This is a genomic window from Rhodobacter capsulatus (genome assembly GCF_052363175.1).
Taxonomy (GTDB): domain Bacteria; phylum Pseudomonadota; class Alphaproteobacteria; order Rhodobacterales; family Rhodobacteraceae; genus Rhodobacter; species Rhodobacter capsulatus_D.
In genome coordinates, this window is record NZ_CP198946.1 from 2,851,514 (window position 1) to 2,877,656 (window position 26,143).

Sequence of the window (26,143 nt, forward strand, 5' to 3'; positions counted from 1 at the left end):
CAGCGCCCCGGCGCTCTCAGCCCGCAAGCCGCCCGACCATCTCGGCCAGATCGCGGCTGAGCCCGGGGGTGGCGGCGATGCGGGCAAGGGCCGTTTTCGCATGCGCTTGCCGCGTGGTGTCATAGCGCCGCCAAGTCTCGAAGGCCGTCGACATCCGCGCCGCGGTCTGCGGGTTGAGCGGATCGAGGCGCAGCAGCCAATCGGCGTAAAGCGCATAGCCCGCGCCATCAACCCGGTGGAAGCCCGCGTGGTTGGCCGCGAACCCGCCCAGCAGGCTGCGGAAGCGGTTCGGGTTCTTCCAGTCGAACTCGGGCGCCGTGCCCAGCCGGGTCACGGTTTCCGCCGCATCCTCGGGCGGGGTCAGCGCGCCCTGCGCCATCCGCCACTTGTCCATGACAAGCGGATCTTTCGACCATCGCGCCGCGAAAGCAGCAAGCTGCCCCTGCCCTTTGCCCTCGGCCACCAGAAGGTTGAGCGCGCCGATGCTTTCGGTCATGTTCGTGGCTTCGGCGAAAAGCGCCGCCGCCCGGGCGCCGCCATCTTCGGTCGTGAGCAGGGCGAGGACGGCCAGCCGCAGCGCGCGCCGCCCGGCGGGACCGGCATCGGGGCTGTAGGGACCGGTGACCGCGCAGCTGTCATAGACCCGCGTCAGCGCCGCGCCGTGGCGGGTGGCGAGCATCTTCATCAGCTTGCGCCGCGCCGCGCGGATCGCGTCGGGATCGGGGGTATCGCCCCGTGCAAACAGCGCCGCGGCAATCTCGTCTTCGCCCGGCAGGCGCAGACAGGCGGCACGGAAGCCCGGATCGGCCTCTTCGTCGGCAATGAGCCGCCCCACCGCGTCAAGGTAGTCAAGCTGCGCCCCCTCGCCACGCGCCATCGCCATCAGCGTCTGCCGCGCCAGCGTCCGTCCCGCTTCCCAGCGGTTGAAGGGATCGGTGTCATGGGCGAGCAGGAAAGCCTGTTCGGCGGGCGTCGTCGCCCGATCGAGGATCACCGGCGCCGAGAACCCGCGCAGCAGCGAGGGCACCGGCCGCGCCGCAAGCCCCTCGAAGCGGAAGCTTTGTCGCGCCTCGGTCAGTTCGAGCACCGTCGTCGGCACCACCTCGTCGCCATTGGGCGACAAGAGCCCCACCGCCAGCGGAATATGCCGCGGCGGCTTGACCTCCTCGCCCGGGGTGGGTGGGGTCGTCTGGCTCACCTCCAGCGTATAGGTGCCGTTTTCGTAAGCCTCGGTCACCGTCAGTTTCGGCGTGCCCGCCTGGGTATACCAGAGCTTGAACTGGCTCAGATCGCGGCCCGAGGTGTCCTCGAACACCTTGATCCAGTCCTCGATCGTGCAGGCCTGCCCGTCGTGGCGGTCGAAATAGAGATCAAGTGCCGCCCGATAGCCCTCGGGCCCAAGCAGGCTGGCCAGCATGCCGACCACCTCGGCGCCCTTTTCATAGACGGTCGCGGTGTAGAAGTTGTTGATTTCCTTGTAGCGATCGGGCCGCGGCGGATGGGCAAGCGGGCCTGCATCCTCGCGGAACTGGCGCGCGCGCAGGGCCGCCACATCCTCGATCCGCTTCAGGCCGCCCAACCGCACGTCGCGGGTAAAGCTTTGGTCGCGATAGACCGTCAGCCCCTCCTTGAGACAGAGCTGGAACCAGTCGCGGCAGGTGATGCGGTTGCCGGTCCAGTTGTGGAAATATTCATGCGCGATCACCGCCTCGATGCGTTCGTAATCGGTGTCGGTCGCGGTTTCGGGGCTTGCCAGGACCAGCTTCGAATTGAAGATGTTCAACCCCTTGTTTTCCATCGCCCCCATGTTGAAATCATCGACCGCGACGATGTTGAACAGATCCAGATCGTATTCGCGCCCATAGGCCTCTTCGTCCCATGTCATCGACCGGGCGAGCGCCCCCAGCGCGAAATCGCAGCGGTCCTCGTCGCCCGGGCGCACCCAGATATTGAGATCGACCTTGCGCCCCGAGCGCGTGGTGAAGCTGCCCGAAGTGGCGCGCAGATCCCCCGCCACCAGCGCGAACAGATAGGCGGGCTTCGGCCAGGGATCGTCCCATTCCGCCCAGCCCGGCCCCTGCCCGACCGGGTTGCCGTTCGACAAAAGCACCGGCAGATCGCTCTCGATGCGGACATGAAAGCGGCTCATCACATCGGGACGGTCGGGGTAAAAGGTGATGTGGCGAAAGCCCTCGGCCTCGCATTGGGTGCAATACATGCCGTTCGACATGTAAAGCCCCTCAAGCGCGGTATTGGCCGCGGGGGCGATCTCGACCTCGGTCTGCAGCCGGAACGGGCCCGCGGGCAGCCCCGCGGCAGGCAGCGTCAGGCCGGTCTCGTCCAGAAGATAGTCGCCCGGGACCAGCGCCCGCCCGTCAAGGGAAAGTGAGATCAGCGTGAGGTCCTCGCCCTGCAACACCATGTCGGCGCCCGGCTGCCGCGGTGTCACGTCGAGCGTCGCAAGAACCCGCGTCGCCGCCGGATCGAGCCGGAAGGTCAGGGAAACGGAGGCAATCTCAAAGGGATAGGGCTTGTAATCCGACAAAAGGGTGACGCCGTCCATGACTTTCCTCGCACTGGGCTTGCACTGGGCTTTCGCGCAAGCTAGGCGCTTCCCGCCCCCCCGGCAAGGCATCGCCGACAGTCGGCGCGGATGCGAATTTCGCTGGACAGGGGCGGCGTCAGGGCCAAGATACCGGCCAAAGCTTGGGAGGAGCCGATGACGGAACGCGTGGAACGCGAGGGGCTGCAGGTTGCGGCCGAACTGGCGACCTTCATCGAAACGGAGGCGCTGCCCGGCACCGGGGTCGATCCGGCGCGGTTCTGGGCCGGATTTTCGGCGCTGATTCATGAATTCGGCCCGAAGAACCGCGCGCTGCTCGACAAGCGCGACCAGCTGCAGGCGCGCATCGACGCCTGGCACCTGCACCATCGCGGTCAGGGCCATGACGCCACCGCCTACCGCGCCTTTCTGGACGAGATCGGCTATCTGGCACCCGAAGGCCCCGATTTTGCCATCGAAACCGGCCCGACCGATGCCGAGATCGCAAGCGTGTGCGGCCCGCAGCTTGTCGTGCCGATCACCAATGCGCGCTATGCGCTCAATGCCGCGAATGCGCGCTGGGGCAGCCTTTACGATGCGCTTTACGGCACCGATGCGCTGGGAACGCCGCCCGCCGCGCCGGGCTATGACCCCGTCCGCGGCGCGAAGGTGATCACTTGGGCGAAGGAGTTCCTCGATACCGCCTGCCCGCTGGTGGCGGGCTCCTGGGCGCAGGCGACGCGGCTTTGGCTGCAGGATGGGGGCTTGTTCGCCGAGGTAGCGGGCGAGGAAACCGGGCTGAAAGACCCCGCCCAATTCGCGGGCAGTCGTGGCCCGGCCGACGCTCCCGCCGAAATCTTGCTGCGCAACAACGGGTTGCATCTGATCCTGAAACGCGACCCCGCCCATCCGATCGGCGCCAGCGATCCGCTGGCTCTGGCCGATCTGGTGCTCGAATCCGCGCTGTCCTCGATCATGGATTGCGAGGATTCGGTGGCCACCGTCGATGCCGCCGACAAGGTTCTGGCCTATCGCAACTGGCTCGGCCTGATGCGGGGCGATCTGACCGAGACGGTCACCAAGGGCGATCGCAGCTTCACCCGTGCTCTGGCGCCGGACCTGAGCTTTACCGCGCCCGAGGGCGGCACCGTCACGCTCAAGGGCCGGGCGCTGATGCTGGTGCGCAATGTCGGGCCGCTGATGACCACCCCCGCGATCCTCACCCGCGCGGGCGCCGAGGCGCCCGAGGGGCTGATGGATGCGATGGTCACCACGCTCTGCGCGCTGCATGATCTGAAGCGTGGGGCCAATTCCACCACCGGCTCGGTCTATGTGGTGAAGCCGAAGCTGCACGGCCCCGAAGAAGTCGCCTTCACCTGTGCCACCTTCGCCCATGTCGAAGAGGTGCTGGGTCTGCCCGCGAACACGGTCAAACTAGGCATCATGGACGAGGAACGCCGGACCTCGGCGAACCTCAAGGAATGCATCCGCGCCGCCAAGGATAGGCTCGCCTTCATCAACTCGGGCTTCCTTGACCGCACCGGGGACGAGATCTTCACCTCGATGGAAGCCGGGCCGATGGTGACCAAGGCCGAGATGAAATCGCAGCCGTGGATTTCGGCTTACGAGGATCGCAACGTCGATATCGGCCTGCGGTGCGGGCTGCCCGGCAAGGCGCAGATCGGCAAGGGCATGTGGGCCGCGCCCGACAACATGGCCGAGATGCTGGCGCAGAAGATCGCCCATCCGATGGCCGGGGCGAATTGCGCCTGGGTGCCCTCGCCCACCGCGGCGGTGCTGCATGCGACGCATTACCACCGCGTCGATGTGAAGGCGCGCCAACGCGAGATCGCGCAGTTGCAACGGCCGCTGCGGCTGTTTGATCTGCTGACGATCCCGCTGGCCGTCGGGCGCACCTATTCCGAGGCCGAGATCACCGCGGAAATCGAGAACAACGCGCAGGGCATTTTGGGCTACGTCGTGCGCTGGGTCGATCAGGGCATCGGCTGCTCGAAAGTGCCCGACATCCATGATGTGGGCCTGATGGAAGACCGCGCGACGCTGCGGATCAGCTCGCAGGCGCTGGCGAACTGGCTGCATCACGGCATCTGTGGCGAGCCGCAGGTGATGAAGGCGTTCCGCAAGATGGCGGCGGTGGTCGACCGGCAGAATGCGGGCGATCCGGCCTATCAGCCGATGGCGCCGAATTTCGACGGGCTCGCCTTTCAGGCCGCCTGCGATCTGGTCTTCCTCGCCCGGATCCAGTCCTCGGGCTACACCGAACCCGTGCTGCACCAGCGCCGGGCGCAGGTGAAGGCCGCCAAGGCCTGAAAAAAGGGGGGCTCTGCCCCCGTCCGCAAGCGGACTCCCCCCGGGATATTTGGGGCAAGATAAAAGGGCGCTCCGCGATGGGCGCCCTTTATCTTGCCGAACATATCTTGAGGGCCGCGCCCCCGCCGCCTCACTTGAAGTTGCGGCTGTCCTTGATCTGATCCCAAGCCCAGACGACCTGCTGCAGCATCTCCTCCTGAGAACGGTCGCCGCCGTTCATGTCGGGGTGCAGCACCTTGATCAGCGCCTTGTAGCAGCCGCGGATCTCGGTCTTCGTCATCGTGTCCCGGGCATCGAGCAGCTCAAGCGCGCGCCGTTCGGTCGGCGGCAGCTTGCGCCCCACCGCGGTCCGGCCGGGGTTTTGCGTCGCATTCGCGCCCAGCAATTCCATCGGGTCGGTGATGCCGTGCCGCGCCCAGCCCTTTTCCTCTTTCGAGCGGCCAAAGGGTTTCGTCGGCCGTTCCCAGACATTGGCACTGTCCAGAAACTGCTGGAATTCCTCGTCCGACTGGCCCTGGAAATAGTTCCAGCGCAGGTTGTATTCGCGCACATGGTCCTTGCAGAACCAGAAATAGTCGTCGAGCACCTTCGGGCTCTTCGGCGCGCGGTACTGGCCCGGCTCGCTGCACTCGGGGTGATCGCATTGCCGCGTCGAGGTTTCAAAGGCGCCGGACATGCCGCGCTTGCCTTTGGTCCGACTTTTCTTGTCGGCTGCGGCAGAGATGTTGAAGCCGAAAGGGTCAGTCTTGCTCATGGGGCCTCGCAAATCACGTCCGCAAGTCGGGCGCGGTCAGGGTCTCGGCACGGTTTCTGCGTCCGTTGCCGACTCGGGTGCCAGAGGATAGAGGTTTTCGCGGCCAAGCCAAGGGCAAGCGGGCAGATTGAGAAACGAGCCGTTGATCAGAAGGTCTCGTCGGCCGCCGGACCCAGCCGCGGCGCCCGTCCCTCGGGGGCAAAGGCGGTCAGACGGCCGCGGCGTTCCGACGAAAACGTCAGACCATCCTCGTCCTCGCCGTCCGCGTCCGAAACTTCTTCGTCTTCAAGGGCGCGGCGGAACACCAGCAGGTGGTGAATCACCGTCGTCTTCGAGGCAAGCCCGGCGCGTTCCTCGGCGGGCAGCGTCTCGGCGCGCCAGTATTCCCAGCCGTCGCGCGCCAGCTCGTTCATCACCTCGCTCAGCGCAAGGGCAAAGCGCTCGGCCCCGGTCAGCCCGCGGTCCTTTTCGCCCCGCACCGGCGCGGGAACCACCTTGTATTCGTAAAGCTGCATGGCGCTCCTCGTTTTGGCGCGACAGATACGCCTCCTGCGCCGGGGGTCAAGCAACGATGGGGTGAACGCGGCCTTCACCCCGCCTTGGCAAAAGCGCCCGCAGCCTTGTCCCCCGCACAATCCGCCTCTTGCGCAGCCCTGCCCCTTCGGCCACAAATTGGCGGATTGCCCAAAGAGGACCCAAGATGCTCGACCTGACCGCCAAGCCCACCGAGGAAATCGACCTGCGCGAGGTCTTCGGCATCGACAGCGACATGAAGGTGAAAGCCTTCGCCGAGCGCACCGACCGCGTGCCGGACCTTGATCCGACCTACAAGTTCGACCCTGACACCACGCAGGCGATTCTGGCGGGCTTTGCCTACAATCGCCGCGTGATGATCCAAGGCTATCACGGCACCGGCAAATCGACCCATATCGAGCAGGTCGCGGCGCGGCTGAACTGGCCCTGCGTGCGGGTGAACCTTGACAGCCACGTCAGCCGGATCGACCTGATCGGCAAGGACGCGATCAAGCTCGTTGACGGCAAGCAGGTGACCGTGTTCCACGAGGGGATTCTTCCCTGGGCTTTGCGCAACCCGACCGCGATCGTCTTTGACGAATATGACGCGGGCCGCGCCGATGTGATGTTCGTGATCCAGCGCGTTCTGGAAGCCGACGGGAAACTCACCCTGCTCGACCAGAACGAGGTGATCACGCCGAACCCCTATTTCCGGCTGTTCGCCACCGCGAACACCGTGGGTCTGGGCGACACGACCGGGCTTTACCACGGCACGCAACAGATCAACCAAGGCCAGATGGACCGCTGGTCGCTCGTCGCGACGCTGAACTATCTCAGCCACGACGCCGAGGCCGCGATCGTTCTCTCGAAGGTGCCGCATTACAACACCGAAAAGGGCCGCAAGGTGATCTCGCAGATGGTCACCGTGGCCGATCTGACCCGAACCGCCTTCATGGCCGGGAACCTGTCCACGGTGATGTCGCCCCGGACGGTGATCGCCTGGGCGCAGAACGCCGATATCTTCCGCAACGTGGGCTATGCCTTCCGGCTGACCTTCCTGAACAAATGCGACGAGCTGGAACGCGCCACCGTGGCCGAGTTCTACCAGCGCCTGTTCGACGAGGAACTGCCCGAAAGCGCCGCCGTCATCGCGGGGCGGTAAGGGGGGGCGATGAGCAAGCCCACCGACAACCCCGCCGATCCGTTCAAGAAGGCGCTCGCCGAGGCCACCCGGACCTTGGCCGATGCGCCCGAGCTGAACGTCAGTTTCTCGGTCGATCCGCCCGGCGTGGCGGGCGATCAGATGCGCCTGCCGCAGGTCTCGCGTCGGATGACCCGCGACGAGATCATGATGGCGCGCGGCACCGGCGATGCGCTGGCCCTGCGCCAGCGTCACCACGATACCGCCGTGGCCGCCCGCTATGCGCCCTCGGGCGACATGGCGAAATCGCTGTACGAGGCGATGGAAACCGCCCGCTGCGAGGCCTTGGGCGCGCGCGACATGCCCGGCACGCTGACCAACATCGACTTCAAGATCGGCCACGAGGCCGAGCGCAAGGGCTATGGCCAGATCCGCACGCAAGCCGAGGCGCCGCTTGCGGTGGCCGCGGGTTACATGGTGCGCGAAATGGCGACGGGGCGGAAACTGCCGCAGGCCGCGAACCATGTGCTCGACCTCTGGCGCGGCTTCCTTGACGATCAGGCGGGCGAGGATTTTCAGGGCATCGAGGCCGCCTTGGCCGATCAGGCGGCCTTTGCGCGGCTCGCGCGCAAGGTGATTGCCGATCTCGGCTATGGCGATCAGCTGGGCGAAGATCCCGACGCGCAGCAAAACGACGAGGCCGATCAGGAGAGCGAGGAAGACCCCGAGGCGGATCAGGACAACGGCTCGGACGAGGAACAGCAGGACGACGACGGCGAAGCGACGCCCGAGCAAAGTCAGGAACAGCAGCAGGATCAGCGTCAGACCACCGTCAGCCAAGACGATCTCGCCGATGACGAGACCGGCGACGAAATCGACATGCCGCAGGCCGACGCCCCGCCCGAGCCGCCGCCGCCCGCGCCGCATTCCTCGGCCGATCCGAATTACACCGTCTTCACCACCGAGTTCGACGAGGAAATCCGCGCCGAAGATCTGGCGGAACCGGCCGAACTCGAACGGCTGCGCGCCTACCTCGACACCCAGCTTGAACCGCTCAAGGGCGCGGTGGCGCGGCTCGCGAACAAGCTGCAACGACGGCTGCAGGCGCAGCAGAACCGGTCGTGGGAATTCGACCGCGAGGAAGGCACGCTCGATGCCGGGCGGCTCGCCCGCGTCGTCGCGAACCCGACGATGCCGCTGTCGTTCAAGGTCGAAAAGGACACCGAGTTCCGCGACACCTGCGTGACGCTGCTTCTGGACAACTCCGGCTCGATGCGGGGCCGCCCGATTTCCATTGCCGCGATCTGTGCCGACGTGCTGGCCCGCACGCTCGAACGCTGCTCGGTCAAGGTCGAGATCCTCGGCTTCACCACCCGGGCGTGGAAGGGCGGCCAATGCCGCGAGAAATGGCTGGCCGAGGGCCGCCCGCAGGGACCGGGGCGGCTCAACGACCTGCGCCATATCATCTACAAATCGGCCGATGCGCCGTGGCGGCGCGTGCGCTCGAACCTTGGCCTGATGATGAAGGAAGGCCTGCTGAAGGAAAACATCGACGGCGAGGCGCTGGAATGGGCGTGGAAGCGCTCGATGGCGCGGCCCGAGGCGCGGAAAATCCTGATGGTGATTTCCGATGGCGCCCCGGTCGACGATTCCACCTTGTCGGTCAACCCCGCGATTTATCTCGAAAAACACCTGCGCGACGTGATCGCGATGGTCGAGCGCAAGCGGGCGGTCGAACTTCTGGCCATCGGCATCGGCCATGACGTGACGCGCTACTATTCGCGCGCCGTCACCATCACCGATGTCGAACAGCTGGCGGGCGCGATGACCGAACAGCTGGCGGCGCTTTTCGACAGCGATCCGCGGGCGCGGGCACGGGTGCTGGGGATGAAGAAAACGGGGTAAGCGGGCATGTTTCAGGATTTCACCACCCGCTCGACCCGCACGAACGGCCCGGCCCGGCTGGCAGCGCTGCGGCAGGCGATCCGCGGCGCCGGGCTGACCGGCTTCCTGATCCCGCGCGCCGACGTGCATCAGGGCGAATATGTCGCCGAGAGCGACGCGCGGCTGGGCTGGCTGACCGGCTTCACCGGCTCGGCCGGGTTCTGCATCGTTCTGCCCGAGATCGCCGGGGTCTTCATCGACGGCCGCTACCGCGTGCAGGTGAAATCCGAAGTCGATCAGACCGCCTTCACCCCCGTCCCCTGGCCCGAGGTGAAGGCCGGGCCGTGGCTTTTGGAAAACCTGCCCGAGGGTGGCCGGATCGGCTTCGATCCCTGGCTGCACACCCGCAAGGAGGTGGAAGATCTGCGCAAGGCGCTCGATGGCTCGGGCATTGAGCTCGTCGAGACGGCGAACCTGATCGATGCGGTCTGGACCGACCGCCCTGCCCCGCCGATGCAGCCCGCGCGGGTGCATCCCGCTCAATTCGCGGGAGAGCCGAGCGCGGAAAAGCGCCAGCGTCTGGGGGCCGGAGTGGTCAAGCAGGGCGCGCAGGCGGCGGTGCTGACGCTGCCCGATTCCATCGCCTGGCTTTTGAACATCCGCGGCGCCGACATTCCGCGCAATCCGGTGATGCAGGCCTTCGCCGTGCTGCATGGCAATGGCCATCTGACGCTCTTCACCGAGGCGGCGAAGCTTTCGCCAGAGCTGCGCGTGCATCTGGGCAACGAGGTGACGCTGCGCCCGGTTTCGGCCTTTGACGCCGCGCTGCGCAGCCTGAAAGGCCCGGTTCTGGTCGATCCCGCCTCGGCGCCGCATCAGGTCGGCCGCGAGCTGGAGGAGGCGGGCACGCTCGTCCTTTGGGCCGAAGATCCCTGCATCCTGCCGAAGGCCCGCAAGACCGCGGCCGAGGTGGCGGGGATGCAGGCCGCCCACATCCGCGACGGTGCGGCCGTGGTGGAGTTCTTGGCTTGGCTCGACACCGAAGCGCCAAAAGGCAAGCTGACCGAAATCGACGTGGTGGAGCGGCTCGAAAACCACCGCCGCGCCACCGGGCAACTGCTCGACATCAGCTTCGACACGATCTGCGGCGCCGGACCGAATGGCGCCATCGTGCATTACCGGGTGACCGAGGCGACGAACCGCAAGGTCACCCCCGGCGAACTCTTGCTGATCGACAGCGGCGCGCAATACCCCGACGGCACCACCGACATCACTCGCACCGTCGCCGTCGGCCCCGTGCCCGAGGGCGCGGCCGAGGCCTTCACCCGCGTGCTGCAAGGCATGATCGCGATTTCCCGCGCCCGCTTCCCGCGCGGCCTTGCCGGGCGTGACCTTGATGCACTCGCCCGCATCGCGCTCTGGCAGGCGGGGATGGATTACGACCACGGCACCGGCCACGGCGTCGGCGCGGCGCTTTGCGTGCACGAAGGCCCGGCCCGGATCTCGCGCATCTCGGACGTGCCGCTTGCGCCGGGCATGATCCTCTCGAACGAACCCGGCCATTACCGCGAAGGCCAATGGGGCATCCGGATCGAGAACCTGATCCTTGTCGAAGAGGCCCCGAAGATCGGCGACGGCCGCGATCATCTCTGTTTCGCCACCCTGACCTGGGTGCCGATGGATCGCCGCCTGATCGTCGTCGGCATGCTGTCGCAGGCGGAACGCGACTGGCTCGATGCCTATCATGCGGGTGTGCTCGAACGCATCGGTCCGCTTGTGGGGCCCACCGCGCATGACTGGCTGACGGCGGCCTGCGCCCCCCTTTAAGGAAAGGGCGTATTTGCGCCAAGGAAAAGCAGGACCGGATCGACCGGCCCTGCCCTTGGTTTTCCTTGGCAAAATACGCCGCGGGGTGAATTGCCGCAGGCAAGAGGGGGGCGCGCAGCCCCCCTTGCTGCGGGGGTCCGGGGGCAGCGCCCCCGGCCTTGCTCAGATATGCAGCGCGTCTTTCGCCGCGCGCGCGATCACCACTTCCTCGTTCGTCGGGATCACTCGCACCGCCACGCGGCCGGTCGAGATCTCGCGCGCATGCGCCAGGTTCGCCGCCTCGTCGATCGTGATACCGGACCAGTCAAGCCCCTCGCAAACCGCTGCCCGCACATGCGAGGAGTTCTCGCCGACACCACCGCAGAAGACGAGCGCATCGATCCCGCCCATCGCCGCCGCAAGCGAAGCGATTTCGCGTTTCACGCGATGGCAGAAATAATCGATCGCTTCCTTCGCATGCGGATTCTTCGAAGCTTCGAGCGTGCGCATGTCGTTCGACACGCCCGACATCCCGATCAGCCCGGAGCGGCGGAACAGCAGATCGGTGATGTCTTCGGCGTTCATCTTTTCCTGGTCCATCAGATAGACCACAACGCCAGCGTCCAACTCGCCAGCGCGGGTGCCCATCGGCAGACCCGACAGCGTCGAGAAGCCCATGGTGCAGGCAATCGATTGGCCATTGTGCACGGCGCAGAGCGAGGCGCCCGAGCCAAGGTGCGCAATCACCACGCGACCCGCGCGCAGTTCCGGCTCCTCGGCCGCCAGCACGCCGTCGATATAGGTGTAGCTGAGGCCGTGGAACCCATACCGCCGCACGCCCTTTTCGTAATAGTGCCGCGGCAGCGCATAGGTGTCATCGACAAAGGGATGGCCGCGGTGGAAGGCGGTGTCGAAACAGGCGACGTTCGGCACGCCCGGGAAAGCCTCGATCGCCGCACGCACGCCAGCAAGGTTGTGCGGCTGGTGCAACGGCGCAAAGGGGTTCAGCCGTTCGAGGTGGTCCATCAGCACGTCCGTCACCTTCTCGGGTTCGGCATGCGCGGTGCCGCCATGCACGATCCGGTGCCCGATCGCCACGATCTCCAGTTCGGGCATGTCGGAGCGGAACGCGCCAAGCGCCGAGCGCAGGGCGAGCGTGTGAGTGGCGAAGTCATCCGGGCCAAGATGCGGCACCGGCATCGCATTGCCGTCAGCATCCTTCAGCTTGAGCGAGCCCTCGGGCGCGCCCAGACGATCGACGTGGGCTGTGGCCAGAGGCGCCAGCGCCTCGTCGAACAGACCAAGTTTCAGCGAAGATGACCCGGCATTCAGGGTCAGAATGGCTCTCGTCATCAGCGGCTCCCTTCGCGAATGCGGTTCCAGTGGATCGAGGCGACAGCGGCCGAGGCGAGCCGCGCCATCGCGCTGTCAGAGCGCGAGTTCAGGATCACCGGCACCCGGGCGCCCAAGACCACCCCCGCCGCTTCCGCGTGGGAAATATAGGCCAGCTGTTTCGCCAGCATGTTGCCCGCATCGATCCCCGGCACCACGAGCACATCGGCCTGTCCGGCGACCGGCCCGCGCAGCCCCTTGGTGCGCGCCGCGCCAATATCGACCGCGTTGTCCATGGCGAGCGGACCATCCACGACACCACCCTTGATCTGTCCGCGCTCGGCCATCTTCGACAAAAGCGCCGCGTCGATCGAGCTGGGCATCGCCGGGTTCACCGTCTCGACCGCGCTCAGGACGCCCACTTTCGGCGTTTCCATGCCGAGCGAAATCGCCAGATCGATGGCGTTCTGCACGATGTCGACCTTGGTCGCGAGATCGGGGGCGATGTTGATCGCCGCATCGGTCACCAGCAGCGGATGGCTGACGCCGGGCACGTCCATCACGAAGACATGGGTGAAGCGCCGCCCGATCCGCAGCCCCTTCTCCTTGTCGAGCATCGGCCGCAACAGGTCATCGGTGTGCAGATGCCCCTTCATGATCGCCTGCGCACGGCCCTCGCGCACCAGATCGACGGCCGAACGCGCGGCCTCGCGGTGGCTCAGCATCTCGACGATCTCGTAATCCGCAAGCGACTTGCCCATCGCCTTGGCGGTGGCCTCGATCTTGCCCGGGTTGCCGATCAGGATCGGCTTGATCAGCCCGCGTTCGGCCGCGAGCAGCGCGCCTTCCAGCGCCGATTGCTCCTCGGGGCAGACGACGGCCGTGCCGATCGCCGGCAACGCTTCGGCCCGCTCGAGCAGCGCCTCGAAATGGCGGTGGCGCTGCACGATCAGGCCGGGAGCGTCGATTTCTTCATAGCGGATGTAGGTCTTGGGGGCGAGCACGCGCGCGGTGCCCGAACAGATCAGCGCCCCACCTTCGACCCGGCGCACCTCGGTCTCCATCACGATCACGCCGTCGGCTTCCTTCGCCGTCACCGTAACCTTGGCCACCAGTTCTTCGCCCGCGGTGACATAGTCATGAAAGGCCAGATGCTGGTCGCGGTAACGCGTCCCCGGCCCGGGCAGGATCGAGCCCAGAAGCGACGAGATCAGCGAGGCCACGAACAGGCCCGGCGCCAGCGGCTTTTCCTTTTGTCCATCTTCATCGACATGCTCGAGGTGCATCGGGTTGTGGTTCCCCGAGGCAGCGACGAAGGCATAAATGTCATCAGCAGTGCAGAGTCGGCGCAGCTCTGCGCTCATGCCTGGCTCGATTTCGTGATACATGCGGCTTTCGAAAATCATCGCGGACTCCCTCCATCGCCGCGACTCTGCGGCTGTCTCCTGTCCGAGCGGATTGGTGCATCCGCGAGAGATATTGTTCAACGCCTGATGCTGCGGTTTTTCGCCCCTTTCGGGACGCCGCCGATCCGCTTAAGACGAGGCAACATCGGGAGGGGCACATGGCAGACGCAACATTCTGGCAAGAGGCGCAGGTAATTTTCGGCAATCGGATCAGCAAAAAAAGGACAGATTGCGAAACCCATGGCCAATCCGAGACCTGGTTTCCCCTGACCCCGCCCGAGGCGGTGGTCTTCCCCGAAAGCACGGAAGAGGTCGCCGCCCTCACGAAAATTTGCGCCGCCCATCGCGTGCCGCTGGTCGGTTGGGGGGCGGGCACCTCGCTGGAAGGGCACGCGCTGGCGGTTGCGGGCGGGATCGTGGTCGATTTCAGCCGCATGAACCGGGTGTTGGAGATCCGCGCCGAAGACCGTCTGGTGCGAGTCGAGCCCGGCATCACCCGCGAGGCGCTGAATGCGGATTTGCGCGCGACGGGGCTGTTCTTTCCGGTCGATCCGGGGGCGAATGCGTCTCTGGGCGGGATGGCCGCGACGCGGGCCTCTGGCACGACGACGGTGCGCTATGGCTCGATGCGTGACAATGTGGCGGGGCTGACCGTGGTTCTGGCTGACGGGCGGGTGATCCGCACCGGCTCCGGCGCGGCGAAATCGGCCTCGGGCTATGATCTCACCGCGCTGATGCTCGGCTCGGAAGGGACGCTTGGCCTGATCACGGAACTGACGCTGCGGCTGCATGGCCAGCCCGAGGCGATCTCTTCGGCGGTCTGCGCCTTTGACCGCTTCGAAGCGGCGGTGGAAACCGTGCAGCATGTCATCCAGCTGGGCATCGAGGTCGCGCGGATCGAATTCGTCGACGAGGAAATCGCCCGCGTCTTCAACAAGATGAACGGCACCTCCCTGCCCGAGACGCCGCATCTGATGATCGAATTCCACGGCTCCGAGGCCTCGGTCGCCGAAGCCTCGCAGCGCTTCGGCGAGGTGGTGGCCGAGATGGGCGGCGCCGATTTCCAGTGGGCAACGACGACGGAAGAGCGCACGAAGCTCTGGAAGATGCGGCACGGCGCCTATTCCGCCTGCATCGCCTCGCGGCCGGGCTGCATGGGGCTCGTCACCGATGTCTGCGTGCCGATCTCGCGGCTGGCCGAGGCAGTGGCGCGGGCGCGGGCGATGATCGACGCGGCGGGGCTTCTTGGCCCGATCCTTGGCCATGTCGGCGACGGCAATTTCCACGCCATCCTGCTTCTCGACCGCGAGAACTCCGCAGAACTGGCGAAGGCGAAGACGGTCGCGCATGATCTGGCAGCGATGGCGCTCACGATGGGCGGCACGATCACCGGCGAGCACGGGATCGGTATGGGCAAGCGAGGCATGATGATCGAGGAACATGGAGAGGCCTGGGCGGTGATGGGCGCGATCAAGGCCGCGCTCGATCCGCTGAACATCCTCAACCCCGGCAAAGTCGTGCCGCAAGCCGGAGAAACACCGTGAGCCTGAGCCAACCGGCGGACCTGCCGCGGACCTTTGCGATGCTCTGGGGCGCACGCGATGCGCTTGGCATGGCGCAGCTTTTTGCCGAAGACGGCGAGATCCTGAGCCTCACCGGCGGCGCGGCGCAGGGGCGCACGGCGATTGCGGAGCTTGTTGCGGGCGAATTCGCGGGCGCCTTCCAGCGCGCGCGTCTGGTGACCGGCCGCACCCGGCTGCGCCCGATCGGCACCGAAGTGACGGTGCTGATGCAACGCTTCGTGCTGTCGGGGCTGGTCGATGAAACCGGACAGGATGCGGGCCGGATCGGCGCCGTCCTTTGCGCCACGCTCGAACGCACCGGCCCCGAAGGCTGGCAGATCGTCACCGCGCAATTCGTGGTGGAATCATAAGGGGAAGCGGGGGGCGCTGCCCCCCTCTTTGCGCTGACGCGCAAATTCACCCCCCGAGATATTTGCAGCAAGGTAAGACCAAGCCCGGAGGGAAAGCCCCGCCCTTTTATCTTGCTTCAAATATCTCGGGGGGAGTCCGCTTGCGGACGGGGGGCAGAGCCCCCCCCTGCCTCAGCTGTGCAAGAGCGACTGCGCCGCGGCCCGGGCGGCATCGGTGACCTCGGCGCCCGAGATCATCCGGGCGATTTCATCCACCCGTTCGGGCGGCGGCAACGCCTCGACGCGCGAGGTGGTCATGCCGTCACTGACCGATTTCGCGACGCGGAAATGATGCGATCCGCGCGCGGCCACCTGCGGGCTGTGGGTGACCACCAGCACCTGCGCGGTTTCCGAGAGCTGCGCCAGACGCCGCCCGACCGCATCGGCCGTGGCCCCGCCGACACCGCGGTCGATCTCGTCGAAGATCAGCACAAGCGCATCGGCGCCCCGCGCCAGCACCACCTTCAGCGCCAGCAGAAACCGCGAGAGTTCCCCGCCCGAGGCGATCTTGTCCAAAGGCCCGGCAGGCGCGCCCGGGTTCGTCGCCACGGTGAAGGCGACCGTATCCCAGCCCTCGGGGCCGGGATCGCCCTTGCTGAGTTTCGTCGCGAAAACAGCGCGTTCAAGCTTCAGCGGCGCCAGTTCAGCCGCCATCGCCGTATCAAGCTGCCCCGCCGCCTGCGCCCGCGCGGCCGACAGTTTCTCGGCCGCCGCCGCGAAAGCCGCCTCGGCCGCCGCAACATCGGCTTCGAGCCGCGCAATCCCCTCTTCGCCCGCATCGAGCGCATGCAGCCGCGTCGAGAGCTTGCCAGTCAGGTCGGCCAGCGCGTCGGGTTGCACCCCATGCTTGCGCGCCGCCGCCCGCAGGGCGAAGAGCCGCTCCTCGCAGGCCTCCAAAGCGCGGGGATCGAAGGCCATCGCATCAAGCGCCGCCTCGACGCCCGACACCGCCTCGCCAAGCTCGATCAGCGCCCGTTCGAGCGAGGCCATCGCGCCATCGAGCGCCCCTTCGGCCTTGTCGGCCGCGCCCGAAAGCCAGCGGTCGGCATCGCGCATCGCGCCCTCTGCGCCCTCGGGACCAAGGATCTGATGCGCGCGGACCACATCGGCCCGGATCCGCTCGGCCGCCTGCATCAGGCGCCGACGGGTGTCGAGATCAGCTTCCTCGCCCGGCTGGGGGGCAAGCTTCTCAAGTTCCGCCACCGCATGGCGCAGGAAATCTTCTTCACCCTTGACCGCCGCCAGCGCCGCACGCGCCTCCGCCAGCCGCTTCGCGGCCGCCGAACGCGCCGCCCAGGCCGACCGGACCGCCGCCAGCAGATCATCGTGGCCCGCAAAGGCATCCAGCGCCGCCCGGTGACCGCGGGCGTTCAGAAGCCCGCCGTCATCTTGCTGCCCGTGCAGCTCGACAAGCGTGTCAGAGACCGCCCGCAGCACCTCTCCGCTCGCGCGGCGATCATTGATGAAAGCGGTCTTGCGGCCATCGAGCGCATTCACCCGGCGCAGGATCAGCTCGTCCTCGGCCGGGATGCCAGCCTCTTCCAGAACCGTCCGCGCCGGATGGCCCGCGGGCAGATCGAAGACCGCCACCACCTCGCCCTGCGCCGCGCCCTTGCGCACCAGTTCCGCCCGGCCGCGCCAACCCAGCACGAATCCCAGACAATCAAGCAGGATCGACTTGCCCGCCCCGGTCTCGCCGGTGAGCACGTTCAGACCGGCGCCGAAATCAAGTTCGAGCCGGTCAATCAGCAGCATGTCACGAATGTCGAGCGTGCGCAGCATCTCAGCCCCCTGCCCCGGTCCCCGAAAGGATCAGAGCCATTCGCCCTTGATGACCTGCCGGTAAATCGCCGAAAGCCAGCTCGACCCTTTCGCCTCGGGCTCCAGCCCTTGCTTCTTCAGGCGCTTGTAGGCGTCTTCATAGAAGGGCGAGGACTGGAAGTTGTGGCCAAGAATCGCCCCCGCCGTCTGCGCTTCATCGGTCAGGCCGAGCGAGAGATAGCATTCCACCAGCCGCTCCAGCGCCTCGGGCGTGTGGGTGGTGGTCTGATATTGCTCGACCACGACGCGGAAACGGTTGATCGCGGCGGTGTAATGGCCCTGCTTCAGATAGAAACGGCCGATTTCCATTTCCTTCGACGCCAGATGGTCGAAGGCCAGATCGAATTTCAGCGCCGCCGAGCGGGCGTAATCGCTGTCGGGATATTCCTCGATCACCGCGCGCAGCGCCTGCAGCGCCTGGAAAGTCAGGCCCTGATCCCGGCCGACCTCATCGATCTGGTCGTAATACGAGAGCGCCAGCAGATACTTGGCATAGGCCGCATCCTCGGACCCCGGATAGGTATCCAGATAGCGCTGCGCCGAGGACCGGGCGTCTTCATATTTCTTCGCCTTGTGCTGGGCGAAGGCCTCCATGATCAGCGCGCGCTTGGCATATTCGGAATAGGGGTAAAGCCGCTCGACTTCCGAGAAATAGCGCAACGCATCCGAGGGGCGGCGCGGGTTGCCGACCTCAAGCTCATACTCGCCGCGCTTGTAGATTTCCTCGGCGGTGAAATTTTCGAGCGGCGGCTCCTTTTGCGACGGACCGCAAGCCGCCAATGCCGCGAGCAGCGCAAGACTGCCGACTCGTAGCGCCGCCGTTTTGCCCGTTGCCATTGCTGCCTCTTCCGTTCGTCACCGGAACTGCGTCCGGTCTGCCGCCTGAGACCCCGCGAGGGGCCGCTGTTTCGCCCGTCCTAGCACAGAAAAAACGGCGGCGCAAAACGCCTTTCGCTCTTGCGGGGGGTGACTGTCGCAGCCGTGAAGCCTCAGCGCGCGGCCAGCGATCCCCGCAGCACGCCCGCTCCGGGCAGACGATGCGCCTGTTCGGGCGAGCAGTTTTCCCAGATCCAGGCATCCGGATCGGCGAAAAGCGCGCGCAGAAGCTTGTTCGTCAGGGCGTGACCGGCGCGATTGCCGACATAACGCGCCATCAGCGGTGCCCCGGCCAGCGCCAGATCGCCCATCGCGTCGAGCATCTTGTGCCGCACGGCTTCATCTGCATGGCGCAGACCGCCGGGCGACAGCACTTCGGCGCCATCAACGACGACAGCGTTTTCATAGGTGCCACCCAGCGCCAGACCATTGGCGCGCATGAAATCGACATCGGCCTGACGGCAGAAGGTGCGGCTGTCCATCAACTCGCGCACGAAGGCGCCATTGGCCATTTTCAGGCTTTTCGCCTGTTTGCCGATCGCTTCATCGGCGAAGTCGATGGCGAAATCAATTTCCAGCGTCCCAGCGGGTTCGAGCCGGGCCACTGCCTCGCCCTCGCGCACTTCGACCGGATGCAGAACGCGGATCGCGCGCAGCTCGGCGTCAAGACGCCGCAGGCCGACGCGGCGGATCGCCTTCACGAAGGGCGCCGCGGAGCCGTCGAGAATCGGCACTTCCGGCCCGTCGATCTCGATCAGCGCATTGCCGATGCCCAGACCAGCCAGCGCCGCCATGACATGTTCGATCGTCGAGACCGAAACGCCATCGGCGTTCACGATCAGCGTGCAGAGTTTCGAGGGCGTGACATGATCCCAGGCCGCCGGGATGCGCGGATCGACGCCGTTCACATCGGTGCGGCGGAAGACGATGCCGTGATCGGCGGGGGCAGGATGCGCGATCATCCGCACCGGCTTGCCCGAATGCAGGCCGATCCCGGTGAAGGTGACAGATGCGCCAAGCGTGGTTTGCACGGTCGTGCTTGCCTTTCTTTTTCCCCACCGATCGTGGCGGGGAGTTCCGAGCCTCAGTTAAGAACCGTTGACCAAACACTCAATTCACCTTTTGCAACAAACTGAAACAGAAGGCGGAGAGCTGGGCGAATCCCTGCCGACTTCGCATTAAGCAATTGATTCACAAAAGAAAAGGGCCGGTTTTGACCGGCCCTTCCGCGACATGTTGTGATGCGTCAATTCGCCTGACGACGCAGGAAAGCCGGGATCTCGATGCGATCCTGATCGGGATCCTGCTCGTCGTCATAGGGCTGATGCTGCGGCGCGGCAGGCATGTGGCGCTGAGTCGGGGCGACGGCGGCCGCCTCGGCATGGCCGGTCATCCGGTTGATCAGCGAGTTGATGCCGAAACGCGGCTTTTCGGCCGTGGCCTGTTGCGGCGCGACAGCGCGGGTCGCGCTGACAGCGCCTTGCGCCACCGGGCGGTGATAGCCCGCGGCCGGAGCCTGCGTGCCGCCCGGAACCTTGCTCACCGCCGCTTGCAGACGGGCCAGCGCTTCGGGCGAGGGTTGGCCGGGCGCGCGCGGACGCGGCGCAACGAAGCTCGCCTCGTCGTCCTGCATCATCATCTCGCGCGCAGCGGGGCGCGGTTGATAGGCGGGGGGCGGCAGCTCGTCCGACATCTGCTGCGCCACGGGTTGCGGCGCGGGCGCGGCCACCGGTTGCGGCGCCGGGGCGGTAGCGACCGGGGTTTCGAACAGGTTGCGATCATAGACCGGCTGCGCGGCGGGTTGCGACGCGGCCATCGGCTGTTGTTGCACCGGCTGCGGCGCGGGTTGCGGCGCCACCGGCTGCGCAGCCGGTTGGCTCATCACCAGCGGTTGCGCCGAAGCCACGGCCTGCGCCGGACGGGCGGGTTCGACCGCAGCGGGGGCGGCTTTCAGCGGCTCGGCCATCGAGCGGCGCGGCACCGGGATTTCCTGCGCCACCACCGCATCAATGCCAGTCGCAACGACCGACACACGCATCATGCCTTCCATCGACGGATCAAGCGTCGAGCCAACGATGATGTTGGCGTCCGGGTCCACTTCCTCGCGGATGCGGTTCGCGGCTTCGTCGAGTTCGAACAGCGTCAGATCATAGCCGCCGGTGATGTTGATCAGCACACCCTTGGCACCACGCAGGCTGATTTCGTCCAGCAGCGGGTTCGAGATCGCCTTTTCGGCGGCCTGAACGGCACGGTCATCGCCCGCGGCCTCGCCCGTGCCCATCATCGCCTTGCCCATCTCGTCCATCACCGCGCGCACGTCGGCGAAGTCGAGGTTGATCAGGCCCGGACGGACCATCAGATCGGTCACGCCCTTGACGCCCTGATAAAGCACATCATCGGCCAGCGCGAAGGCTTCGGTGAAGGTGGTCTTTTCGTTCGCGAGCCGGAACAGGTTCTGGTTCGGAATGATGATCAGCGTGTCGACGACCTTTTGCAGGGCTTCGATGCCCGCTTCGGCCTGACGCATCCGCTTCGGCCCTTCGAACTGGAAGGGCTTGGTGACCACGCCCACCGTCAGAACGCCCAGCTCACGCGCCGCCTGTGCGATGATCGGGGCCGCACCGGTGCCGGTGCCACCGCCCATGCCGGCCGTGATGAAGCACATATGCGCGCCGACCAGATGATCGACGATCTCTTCGATGGTTTCTTCGGCCGCCGCTGCGCCGACAGACGGACGCGCGCCCGCGCCGAGACCCTCGGTCACCTTCACACCCATCTGGATGCGGTCGCGCGAGCGCGATTGCTGCAGCGCCTGAGCATCGGTATTGGCCACGACGAACTCGACGCCTTCCAGCGCCTTGTCGATCATGTTGTTGACCGCGTTACCACCCGCACCGCCCACACCGAAAACGGTGATGCGCGGCTTGAGGTCTTCATGCTCTGACATGCTCAGATTCAAGGTCATTGGAGTCCGCCTGTGTTCACGCGGCCTTCGACGGCCGACTGTCCCCGAAATTACCGCCAAGTGTAGCCAGCTTTGCAGGTTCCGTCACTCAAAAAACACGAAGATTCCACAAAATGTGGACGCCAACCTGACGCATTAAGCGGTATTTCGCGCAAACATCATCATCTGGGGGACGCAAACCACGTCTCCCCTTTTGATAGCCTCACCAATTATCGCGGAACCAGCGGATGGCCCGCTTGAAAGAGCGTCCACCCATCCGGTCCAAAGGAATCTCGAAGTCCCACCATTCGTCCTGCGGGCAGGCGGCGAAAAGCGCGAGCCCCACCATCGCGGCGAATCCGGGGCCGCGCATCGCCTCGGGCATGCCCTGCACGCGCATCGGTCGACCCAGACGCACATTCTGGCCCAGAATCTTCGCCGCCAGCATGTCGAGACCGGGGATCTGGCTTGCCCCACCCGTCAGCACGATCTGCTGGCTGGGCAGGTGATCGAAGCCCGCCGCATCCAGACTGGCGCGGACCTCTTCGAGGATCTCCTCGACCCGCGGACGCATGATGCCGATCAGTTCGGTGCGGCTGATTTGGCGACGGTCCTTTTCCCAATCCCCCGGATCGGCCGAGAGCTCGATCATCTCGCGGTCGTCCATGCCGGTCGCGTGCACGCCGCCGTGGAAGGTCTTGATGCGCTCGGCCAACTGCGTGCCGATCTGCAGCCCGGCCGCGATGTCGCGGGTGACGGTATCGCCGCCCATGCGCACCGTATCGGCGAAAATCATGTGCTTCTTCAGGAAGATCGACACGCCTGTGGCACCGCCGCCCATATCGATGCAGGCCGCGCCGAGCTCCTGCTCGTCTTCGACCAGGGCCGACAGCCCCGCGACATAGGCCGACGAAGCAATCCCCGCCAGCTCCAGATCGCAGCGACGGATGCAATTGATGATATTCTGCACCGAGGCCGCATCGACCGTCAGCATGTGCATGTCGGTGGCCAGTTTCGCGCCGACATGGCCGCGCGGATCGGAGAGCCCCGAACGATGGTCCAGCGCGAAGTTCACCGGATGGGCATGCAGCACCTCGCGGCCATAGCCGATATCGGGCAGATCGCAGGCCGCCAGAACCCGCGCCACATCCTGCTCGTCAACATGACCGCCCGCCACCTCAACCTCGCCCGCGAGCCCGTAGCTGCGCGGATCACCGCCGGCAAAGCAGGCGATGACGTGATCGACACGGGTGTTGGCCATCTTCTGCGCCGCCTGCACCGCGGTGCGGATCGCGCGCTCAGTCTCGGCCATCGCATCGATCTCACCGTAGCGCACGCCTTGCGAGGCGATGGTCTTCGCCCCGATCACCCGCATCGCGGATTGCCGGAACAGCGGCGTCACCACGTCATTCGCCGCTTCGGGATTTTCGAAGCGCAGCACCAGACAGGACACTTTCGAGGTGCCGATATCAAGCAAAGCGATCACACCCCGCGCCATGGCGGTGGTCCGCATCGTGCGCATGGCACGCTGAGTCTTGTGAAACTCGGTCATTGCGAGGCCTCTGGAGTGGGTTGCGCGGCCGTCTGCTGGAACGCCACCAGCGCTTGCGCGCTGAGACGGATCGTCGGCCGGGTTGCGTTGCGAAGGTCGAGCCGCGTGAAATCGCGGCTCAGCAGATCTTCGGCGGCATTGAGGGCAAGCGCGCGGTCGATCGCCTGCACCGGGTCGTTTTCCGGCAGCATGATGCGCCGGTCGTTATCAAGCACAATGTCCCAGCGCCGCTCGCCGATGCGGATCAGCCCGCGCGCCCGCGGCAGGATCGGCTTCGCAGCGGCAAGGATCGCCAGCGCCTCGGGCACGGCCTTGTCGGCCCCCTCGCCCGCAATCAACGGCAGATCCGGCCGGGCATCGCGGCGCTTGAGCGAGGCGGTGCGATGCCCGCTTTCATCGAGCATCTGCAGGCCGAGAGCGGTGCGCCACAGGATCACCGGCTCCCGCTCGGTCACGCGCACGCTCAGCGTGCCGCCGGGCTGCACGATCAGCGAGACGGATTTCACCGCATCCAGACGCAGGATCGCCGCCCGGTAGCCATCAAGATCCAGCGCAAACCGCGACGCGGGCAGCCGCACCGGCAACAGCGCCTGAACCGCCGCTTCAACCTCGGGCGAGGCGCCCTCGATCGCCAGCGTCGACAGCTGGAATTCCGGCCGGTTCTCGATCTGCGTGCGCAGATCCTGATAGCTCTCGATCAATTCGGCGCGGCGATCACCATCGCCCAGCCAGAGCCCCAGCCCCAAGGTGACGCAAAAGACCGGGACGCCAACGCGGGTAACGATACGCACAACGGGCGTGAGCCAGAGCCGTTCGAGCCGGAACGCCAGACGGGTCGGCGCCACGGTGCGGCGCGGTGCCTTTTGCGGCTTCAGCGCCAGCGCGGGCTTTTGCGGCGCCGTTCCCTGCGGCTGCGGATAGCGGGGCTCGGCGATCAACGGTCGCATGAGGCATCCTCCACCATCCAGCGGCAGAGATCGGCAAAGGACATCCCCTCGGCCGCCGCTTGTTCGGGCGCGAGCGAGGTGGGCGTCATGCCGGGCTGCGTGTTGGTCTCAAGCAGGATCAGACCCGCCACGCCGCGGCTTTCGTCCCAGCGGAAATCGGTGCGGCTGACGCCGCGGCAGCCAAGCGCCTTGTGGGCACGCAAGGCATAGTCGCGGATCGTTTCCGCGATCTCGGCGGGCAAATCCGCCGGGCAGACATGCCGCGAGCCGCCCGCCGTGTATTTCGCCGCATAGTCATACCAGCCGGTGGTGATGATCTCGGTCACGCACAGCGCGCGCTCGCCCATCACCGTGCAGGTGAGTTCGCGCCCCGGGGCATAGGTTTCCACCATCACCACCTCGGGCATCTCGTCCGAGAGCTGCGGCGGCTGATTGGCACCCTCAAGCACCAGATAGACGCCGACCGAGGAGCCCTCGTTGTTGGGCTTGACCACATAGGGCGCGGGCAGGACGTGATGCGCCATCACCTCGGCCTTGCAGGCGAGACGGCTTTCGACGACCGGCAGCCCGGCTGCCTTGTAGGCCGCCTTGGCCCGGGTTTTGTCCATCGCAAGGGCCGAGGCCAGCAGGCCGGAATGGGTATAGGGAAGCCGCAGCCATTCCAGGATACCCTGCACGCAGCCATCTTCACCCCAGCGGCCATGCAGCGCGTTGAAGACAACATCGGGACGCAGCGCCCGAAGACGCTCCGCGAGGTCCGCCCCCGCATCGATTTCAGCTACGTCGTATCCCGCCGCCCGCAGTGCCTTGGCGCATTCACGCCCGGAGGACAATGACACCTCGCGCTCGGCCGAGGGTCCGCCCATGAGTACCGCGACGAGGGGGACCGTCCTGCTCGACATGCCCGCCACTTTCGTCCCTGCCGGGGTTCTCCCCCGGGCTGTTCTTGCCGTATCTTGTTATGGATTGCGCGACGACCTCAATATTCGCCCACGCGCATGATTTCCCATTCTAGCGAAATTCCCTGCGTCTGCAAAACCTTTTTGCGCACCTCCTCGCCCAAAGTTTCCAGATCACGGGCCGTTGCACCGCCCGCATTGATCAGGAAATTCGAATGCATCGGGCTGATCTGCGCGCCGCCGAGCGTCGCCCCGCGCATCCCCGCATCATCGATCACCTTCCAGGCCTTCAGCTCCTGACTGTCATCGGCCCGGCCGGTGGAGGAGGCGCCCGAGGGATTGCGGAAGGTCGATCCCGCCGAGCGGTCCTTCGTCGGCTGGCTCGCATCGCGTTTGGCGATCTGATCGGCCATCCGCGCCGCCAGAGCCTCGGGATCGCCCGGCTCGGCCCGGAAGGTCGCGGCAACGATCACCGCCTGCTCGGGCAGGGTCGAGGAGCGATAGGCGAGATGCAGATCATCGGCAGGGATTTCAACGACTTCGCCCGAGCGCAGCACGACCCGGGCGGAGATCAGGGCATCGGCGACATAGGCGCCGTAGCAGCCCGCATTCATCCGCACCGCCCCGCCGATCGCCCCCGGAATGGTGCGCAGGAAGGTCAGATCACGCCCGGCCTCAGCCGCCTTGCGCGCGACATGGGCATCCAGCGCCGCCGCGCCCGCAGTGACGGTGTCGCCGTCGACCGAGATCGCATTGAAGCCGCGGCCCAGCCGGATCACCACGGCGCGGATACCGCCATCGCGCACGATCAGGTTTGACCCCACCCCCATCGGAAAGACCGCCACATCGGCGGGCAGCGCCGCGAGAAAGGCGCTCAGATCCGCCTCGTCGGCGGGCTGAAACAGCCAATCCGCCGGACCGCCGACGCGCAGCCAGGTCAGATCGGCAAGCGGGTAATTCGGCGTCAGCGCGCCGCGCGGGGTGTAGCTCAGGTTTTCCATGACCCTGCCTTAGCGAGAGTGCCCCAGTGGGGCAAGGGGGGCGCTGCCCCCCGTCCGCAAGCGGACTCCCCCGGCGTATTTCGGCCAAGAAAAAACGGCGGGCTTTTTCTTGGTGCAAATACGCCGGGGGTGAATTTTGGCGCAGCCAAAAGAGGGGGCGGCGCCCCCTGCCCCGCCCGTCAGTCGCGCGGATGCATCGCGGCAAAGAGCCGCCGCACCGGCCAGCGCAGCACGCTGAGCCCCCCCGCCAGCACCACCAGACCCCAGACCGGGCCGTTCTCATAGGTGACCCAACCCAGGATAGGCACGCCCGCCGCGATCAGCCCCCAAGCGGCGGGCCAGTGAAACCGGCGCGGACCAAGGGCAATGAGCGATGCGATCACCGCCCAGAGACAAGCGGTGGCAAGCGAGAGGGTCATGGC

Annotated in this window: 20 protein-coding genes; 6 read left to right on the plus strand and 14 right to left on the minus strand. The window is 66.3% G+C overall.

Annotated elements, in window-relative coordinates:
• Positions 1-16 precede the first annotated feature (16 nt).
• A complete protein-coding gene (gene pepN / locus ACTTAI_RS14970; RefSeq protein ID WP_444452313.1) occupies positions 17-2,563 on the minus strand; it encodes an aminopeptidase N in 2,547 nt (848 codons plus the stop codon).
• 156 nt (positions 2,564-2,719) lie between these two features.
• Here pepN and ACTTAI_RS14975 point away from each other — a divergent pair, with 156 nt between their 5' ends.
• Positions 2,720-4,873, plus strand: a complete 2,154-nt coding sequence (locus ACTTAI_RS14975; RefSeq protein WP_444452314.1) for a malate synthase G — start codon at positions 2,720-2,722, stop codon at positions 4,871-4,873.
• Positions 4,874-5,003: 130 nt separating this feature from the next.
• Here the strand turns inward: ACTTAI_RS14975 and ACTTAI_RS14980 are convergent, their stop codons facing one another.
• The gene (locus tag ACTTAI_RS14980) at positions 5,004-5,627 is read right to left on the minus strand and encodes a DnaJ domain-containing protein (RefSeq protein WP_444452315.1); all 624 of its coding nucleotides are present in this window, start codon (positions 5,625-5,627) and stop codon (positions 5,004-5,006) included.
• A gap of 146 nt (positions 5,628-5,773) precedes the next feature.
• Positions 5,774-6,142 (minus strand): DUF4177 domain-containing protein, encoded by a 369-nt coding sequence (locus ACTTAI_RS14985; RefSeq protein ID WP_444452316.1) that lies wholly within the window; start codon positions 6,140-6,142, stop codon positions 5,774-5,776.
• Between the two features lie 185 nt (positions 6,143-6,327).
• Here ACTTAI_RS14985 and cobS point away from each other — a divergent pair, with 185 nt between their 5' ends.
• Genes cobS through ACTTAI_RS15000 form a run of 3 tightly spaced genes read left to right on the plus strand, consistent with a single transcriptional unit; the run spans position 6,328 to position 10,992 of the window.
• Positions 6,328-7,302 (plus strand): cobaltochelatase subunit CobS, encoded by a 975-nt coding sequence (cobS, locus tag ACTTAI_RS14990; protein ID WP_444452317.1) that lies wholly within the window; start codon positions 6,328-6,330, stop codon positions 7,300-7,302.
• Between the two features lie 9 nt (positions 7,303-7,311).
• Positions 7,312-9,186: a cobaltochelatase subunit CobT gene (gene cobT / locus ACTTAI_RS14995; RefSeq protein WP_444452318.1), complete on the plus strand. Its 1,875-nt coding sequence runs from the start codon at positions 7,312-7,314 to the stop codon at positions 9,184-9,186.
• Between the two features lie 6 nt (positions 9,187-9,192).
• A complete protein-coding gene (locus ACTTAI_RS15000) occupies positions 9,193-10,992 on the plus strand; it encodes an aminopeptidase P family protein (protein ID WP_444452319.1) in 1,800 nt (599 codons plus the stop codon).
• Between the two features lie 162 nt (positions 10,993-11,154).
• Here ACTTAI_RS15000 and ACTTAI_RS15005 read toward each other — a convergent pair whose 3' ends face one another.
• Together ACTTAI_RS15005 and ACTTAI_RS15010 are read right to left on the minus strand one after the other, a co-directional pair.
• Positions 11,155-12,324 (minus strand): acetate/propionate family kinase, encoded by a 1,170-nt coding sequence (locus tag ACTTAI_RS15005; RefSeq protein WP_444452320.1) that lies wholly within the window; start codon positions 12,322-12,324, stop codon positions 11,155-11,157.
• Complete coding sequence (locus tag ACTTAI_RS15010; RefSeq protein ID WP_444452321.1) at positions 12,324-13,709, minus strand: bifunctional enoyl-CoA hydratase/phosphate acetyltransferase; 1,386 nt, start codon at positions 13,707-13,709, stop codon at positions 12,324-12,326. The genes ACTTAI_RS15005 and ACTTAI_RS15010 overlap by 1 nt, the downstream gene beginning before the upstream one ends.
• 158 nt (positions 13,710-13,867) lie before the next feature.
• On the opposite strand from ACTTAI_RS15010, the gene ACTTAI_RS15015 reads away from it, so the two are divergent.
• Positions 13,868-15,253, plus strand: a complete 1,386-nt coding sequence (locus ACTTAI_RS15015) for an FAD-binding oxidoreductase (protein ID WP_444452322.1) — start codon at positions 13,868-13,870, stop codon at positions 15,251-15,253.
• On the plus strand, positions 15,250-15,642 hold the full coding sequence (locus ACTTAI_RS15020; protein WP_444452323.1) for an SgcJ/EcaC family oxidoreductase: 393 nt from the start codon (positions 15,250-15,252) through the stop codon (positions 15,640-15,642). The genes ACTTAI_RS15015 and ACTTAI_RS15020 overlap by 4 nt, the downstream gene beginning before the upstream one ends.
• Before the next feature lie 171 nt (positions 15,643-15,813).
• Here ACTTAI_RS15020 and recN read toward each other — a convergent pair whose 3' ends face one another.
• The 9 genes from recN to ACTTAI_RS15065 all read right to left on the minus strand — a co-directional run bounded on the left by recN (position 15,814) and on the right by ACTTAI_RS15065 (position 26,140).
• Positions 15,814-17,463 (minus strand): DNA repair protein RecN, encoded by a 1,650-nt coding sequence (recN, locus tag ACTTAI_RS15025; RefSeq protein ID WP_444452324.1) that lies wholly within the window; start codon positions 17,461-17,463, stop codon positions 15,814-15,816.
• A 30-nt stretch (positions 17,464-17,493) separates the two neighbouring features.
• A complete protein-coding gene (locus tag ACTTAI_RS15030) occupies positions 17,494-18,339 on the minus strand; it encodes an outer membrane protein assembly factor BamD (RefSeq protein ID WP_444452325.1) in 846 nt (281 codons plus the stop codon).
• Between the two features lie 152 nt (positions 18,340-18,491).
• Positions 18,492-19,409, minus strand: coding sequence for a UDP-3-O-acyl-N-acetylglucosamine deacetylase (lpxC, locus tag ACTTAI_RS15035; RefSeq protein ID WP_444452326.1), 918 nt, complete (start codon positions 19,407-19,409; stop codon positions 18,492-18,494).
• Between the two features lie 215 nt (positions 19,410-19,624).
• Complete coding sequence (ftsZ, locus tag ACTTAI_RS15040; RefSeq protein WP_444452327.1) at positions 19,625-21,343, minus strand: cell division protein FtsZ; 1,719 nt, start codon at positions 21,341-21,343, stop codon at positions 19,625-19,627.
• A 202-nt stretch (positions 21,344-21,545) separates the two neighbouring features.
• Positions 21,546-22,874: a cell division protein FtsA gene (gene ftsA / locus ACTTAI_RS15045; RefSeq protein ID WP_444452328.1), complete on the minus strand. Its 1,329-nt coding sequence runs from the start codon at positions 22,872-22,874 to the stop codon at positions 21,546-21,548.
• Positions 22,871-23,821, minus strand: a complete 951-nt coding sequence (locus ACTTAI_RS15050) for a cell division protein FtsQ/DivIB (RefSeq protein WP_444452329.1) — start codon at positions 23,819-23,821, stop codon at positions 22,871-22,873. The genes ftsA and ACTTAI_RS15050 overlap by 4 nt, the downstream gene beginning before the upstream one ends.
• Positions 23,809-24,723 carry a D-alanine--D-alanine ligase gene (locus ACTTAI_RS15055; RefSeq protein ID WP_444452330.1) on the minus strand — a complete coding sequence of 305 codons (915 nt, stop codon included), beginning with the start codon at positions 24,721-24,723 and terminating at the stop codon, positions 23,809-23,811. Before ACTTAI_RS15055 ends, ACTTAI_RS15050 begins: the two co-directional genes overlap by 13 nt.
• A gap of 77 nt (positions 24,724-24,800) precedes the next feature.
• Positions 24,801-25,721, minus strand: coding sequence for a UDP-N-acetylmuramate dehydrogenase (gene murB / locus ACTTAI_RS15060; RefSeq protein ID WP_444452331.1), 921 nt, complete (start codon positions 25,719-25,721; stop codon positions 24,801-24,803).
• 179 nt (positions 25,722-25,900) lie between these two features.
• Positions 25,901-26,140, minus strand: a complete 240-nt coding sequence (locus ACTTAI_RS15065) for a DUF2484 family protein (protein ID WP_110806901.1) — start codon at positions 26,138-26,140, stop codon at positions 25,901-25,903.
• Positions 26,141-26,143: the final 3 nt, after the last annotated feature.

Excerpts from the sequence above, each read along its gene's own strand:
- ACTTAI_RS14980 (WP_444452315.1), bottom strand. The coding sequence starts at position 5,627 with ATGAGCAAGACTGACCCTTTCGGCTTCAACATCTCTGCCGCAGCCGAC.
- pepN (WP_444452313.1), bottom strand. The coding sequence starts at position 2,563 with ATGGACGGCGTCACCCTTTTGTCGGATTACAAGCCCTATCCCTTTGAG.
- cobT (WP_444452318.1), top strand. The coding sequence starts at position 7,312 with ATGAGCAAGCCCACCGACAACCCCGCCGATCCGTTCAAGAAGGCGCTC.
- cobS (WP_444452317.1), top strand. The coding sequence starts at position 6,328 with ATGCTCGACCTGACCGCCAAGCCCACCGAGGAAATCGACCTGCGCGAG.
- ACTTAI_RS15065 (WP_110806901.1), bottom strand. The coding sequence starts at position 26,140 with ATGACCCTCTCGCTTGCCACCGCTTGTCTCTGGGCGGTGATCGCATCG.
- ACTTAI_RS15005 (WP_444452320.1), bottom strand. The coding sequence starts at position 12,324 with ATGACGAGAGCCATTCTGACCCTGAATGCCGGGTCATCTTCGCTGAAA.
- ftsZ (WP_444452327.1), bottom strand. The coding sequence starts at position 21,343 with ATGACCTTGAATCTGAGCATGTCAGAGCATGAAGACCTCAAGCCGCGC.
- ACTTAI_RS15050 (WP_444452329.1), bottom strand. The coding sequence starts at position 23,821 with ATGCGACCGTTGATCGCCGAGCCCCGCTATCCGCAGCCGCAGGGAACG.
- ACTTAI_RS15000 (WP_444452319.1), top strand. The coding sequence starts at position 9,193 with ATGTTTCAGGATTTCACCACCCGCTCGACCCGCACGAACGGCCCGGCC.
- ACTTAI_RS15015 (WP_444452322.1), top strand. The coding sequence starts at position 13,868 with ATGGCAGACGCAACATTCTGGCAAGAGGCGCAGGTAATTTTCGGCAAT.
- ftsA (WP_444452328.1), bottom strand. The coding sequence starts at position 22,874 with ATGACCGAGTTTCACAAGACTCAGCGTGCCATGCGCACGATGCGGACC.
- ACTTAI_RS15030 (WP_444452325.1), bottom strand. The coding sequence starts at position 18,339 with ATGGCAACGGGCAAAACGGCGGCGCTACGAGTCGGCAGTCTTGCGCTG.
- murB (WP_444452331.1), bottom strand. The coding sequence starts at position 25,721 with ATGGAAAACCTGAGCTACACCCCGCGCGGCGCGCTGACGCCGAATTAC.
- recN (WP_444452324.1), bottom strand. The coding sequence starts at position 17,463 with ATGCTGCGCACGCTCGACATTCGTGACATGCTGCTGATTGACCGGCTC.
- ACTTAI_RS15055 (WP_444452330.1), bottom strand. The coding sequence starts at position 24,723 with ATGTCGAGCAGGACGGTCCCCCTCGTCGCGGTACTCATGGGCGGACCC.
- ACTTAI_RS14975 (WP_444452314.1), top strand. The coding sequence starts at position 2,720 with ATGACGGAACGCGTGGAACGCGAGGGGCTGCAGGTTGCGGCCGAACTG.
- ACTTAI_RS14985 (WP_444452316.1), bottom strand. The coding sequence starts at position 6,142 with ATGCAGCTTTACGAATACAAGGTGGTTCCCGCGCCGGTGCGGGGCGAA.
- ACTTAI_RS15010 (WP_444452321.1), bottom strand. The coding sequence starts at position 13,709 with ATGATTTTCGAAAGCCGCATGTATCACGAAATCGAGCCAGGCATGAGC.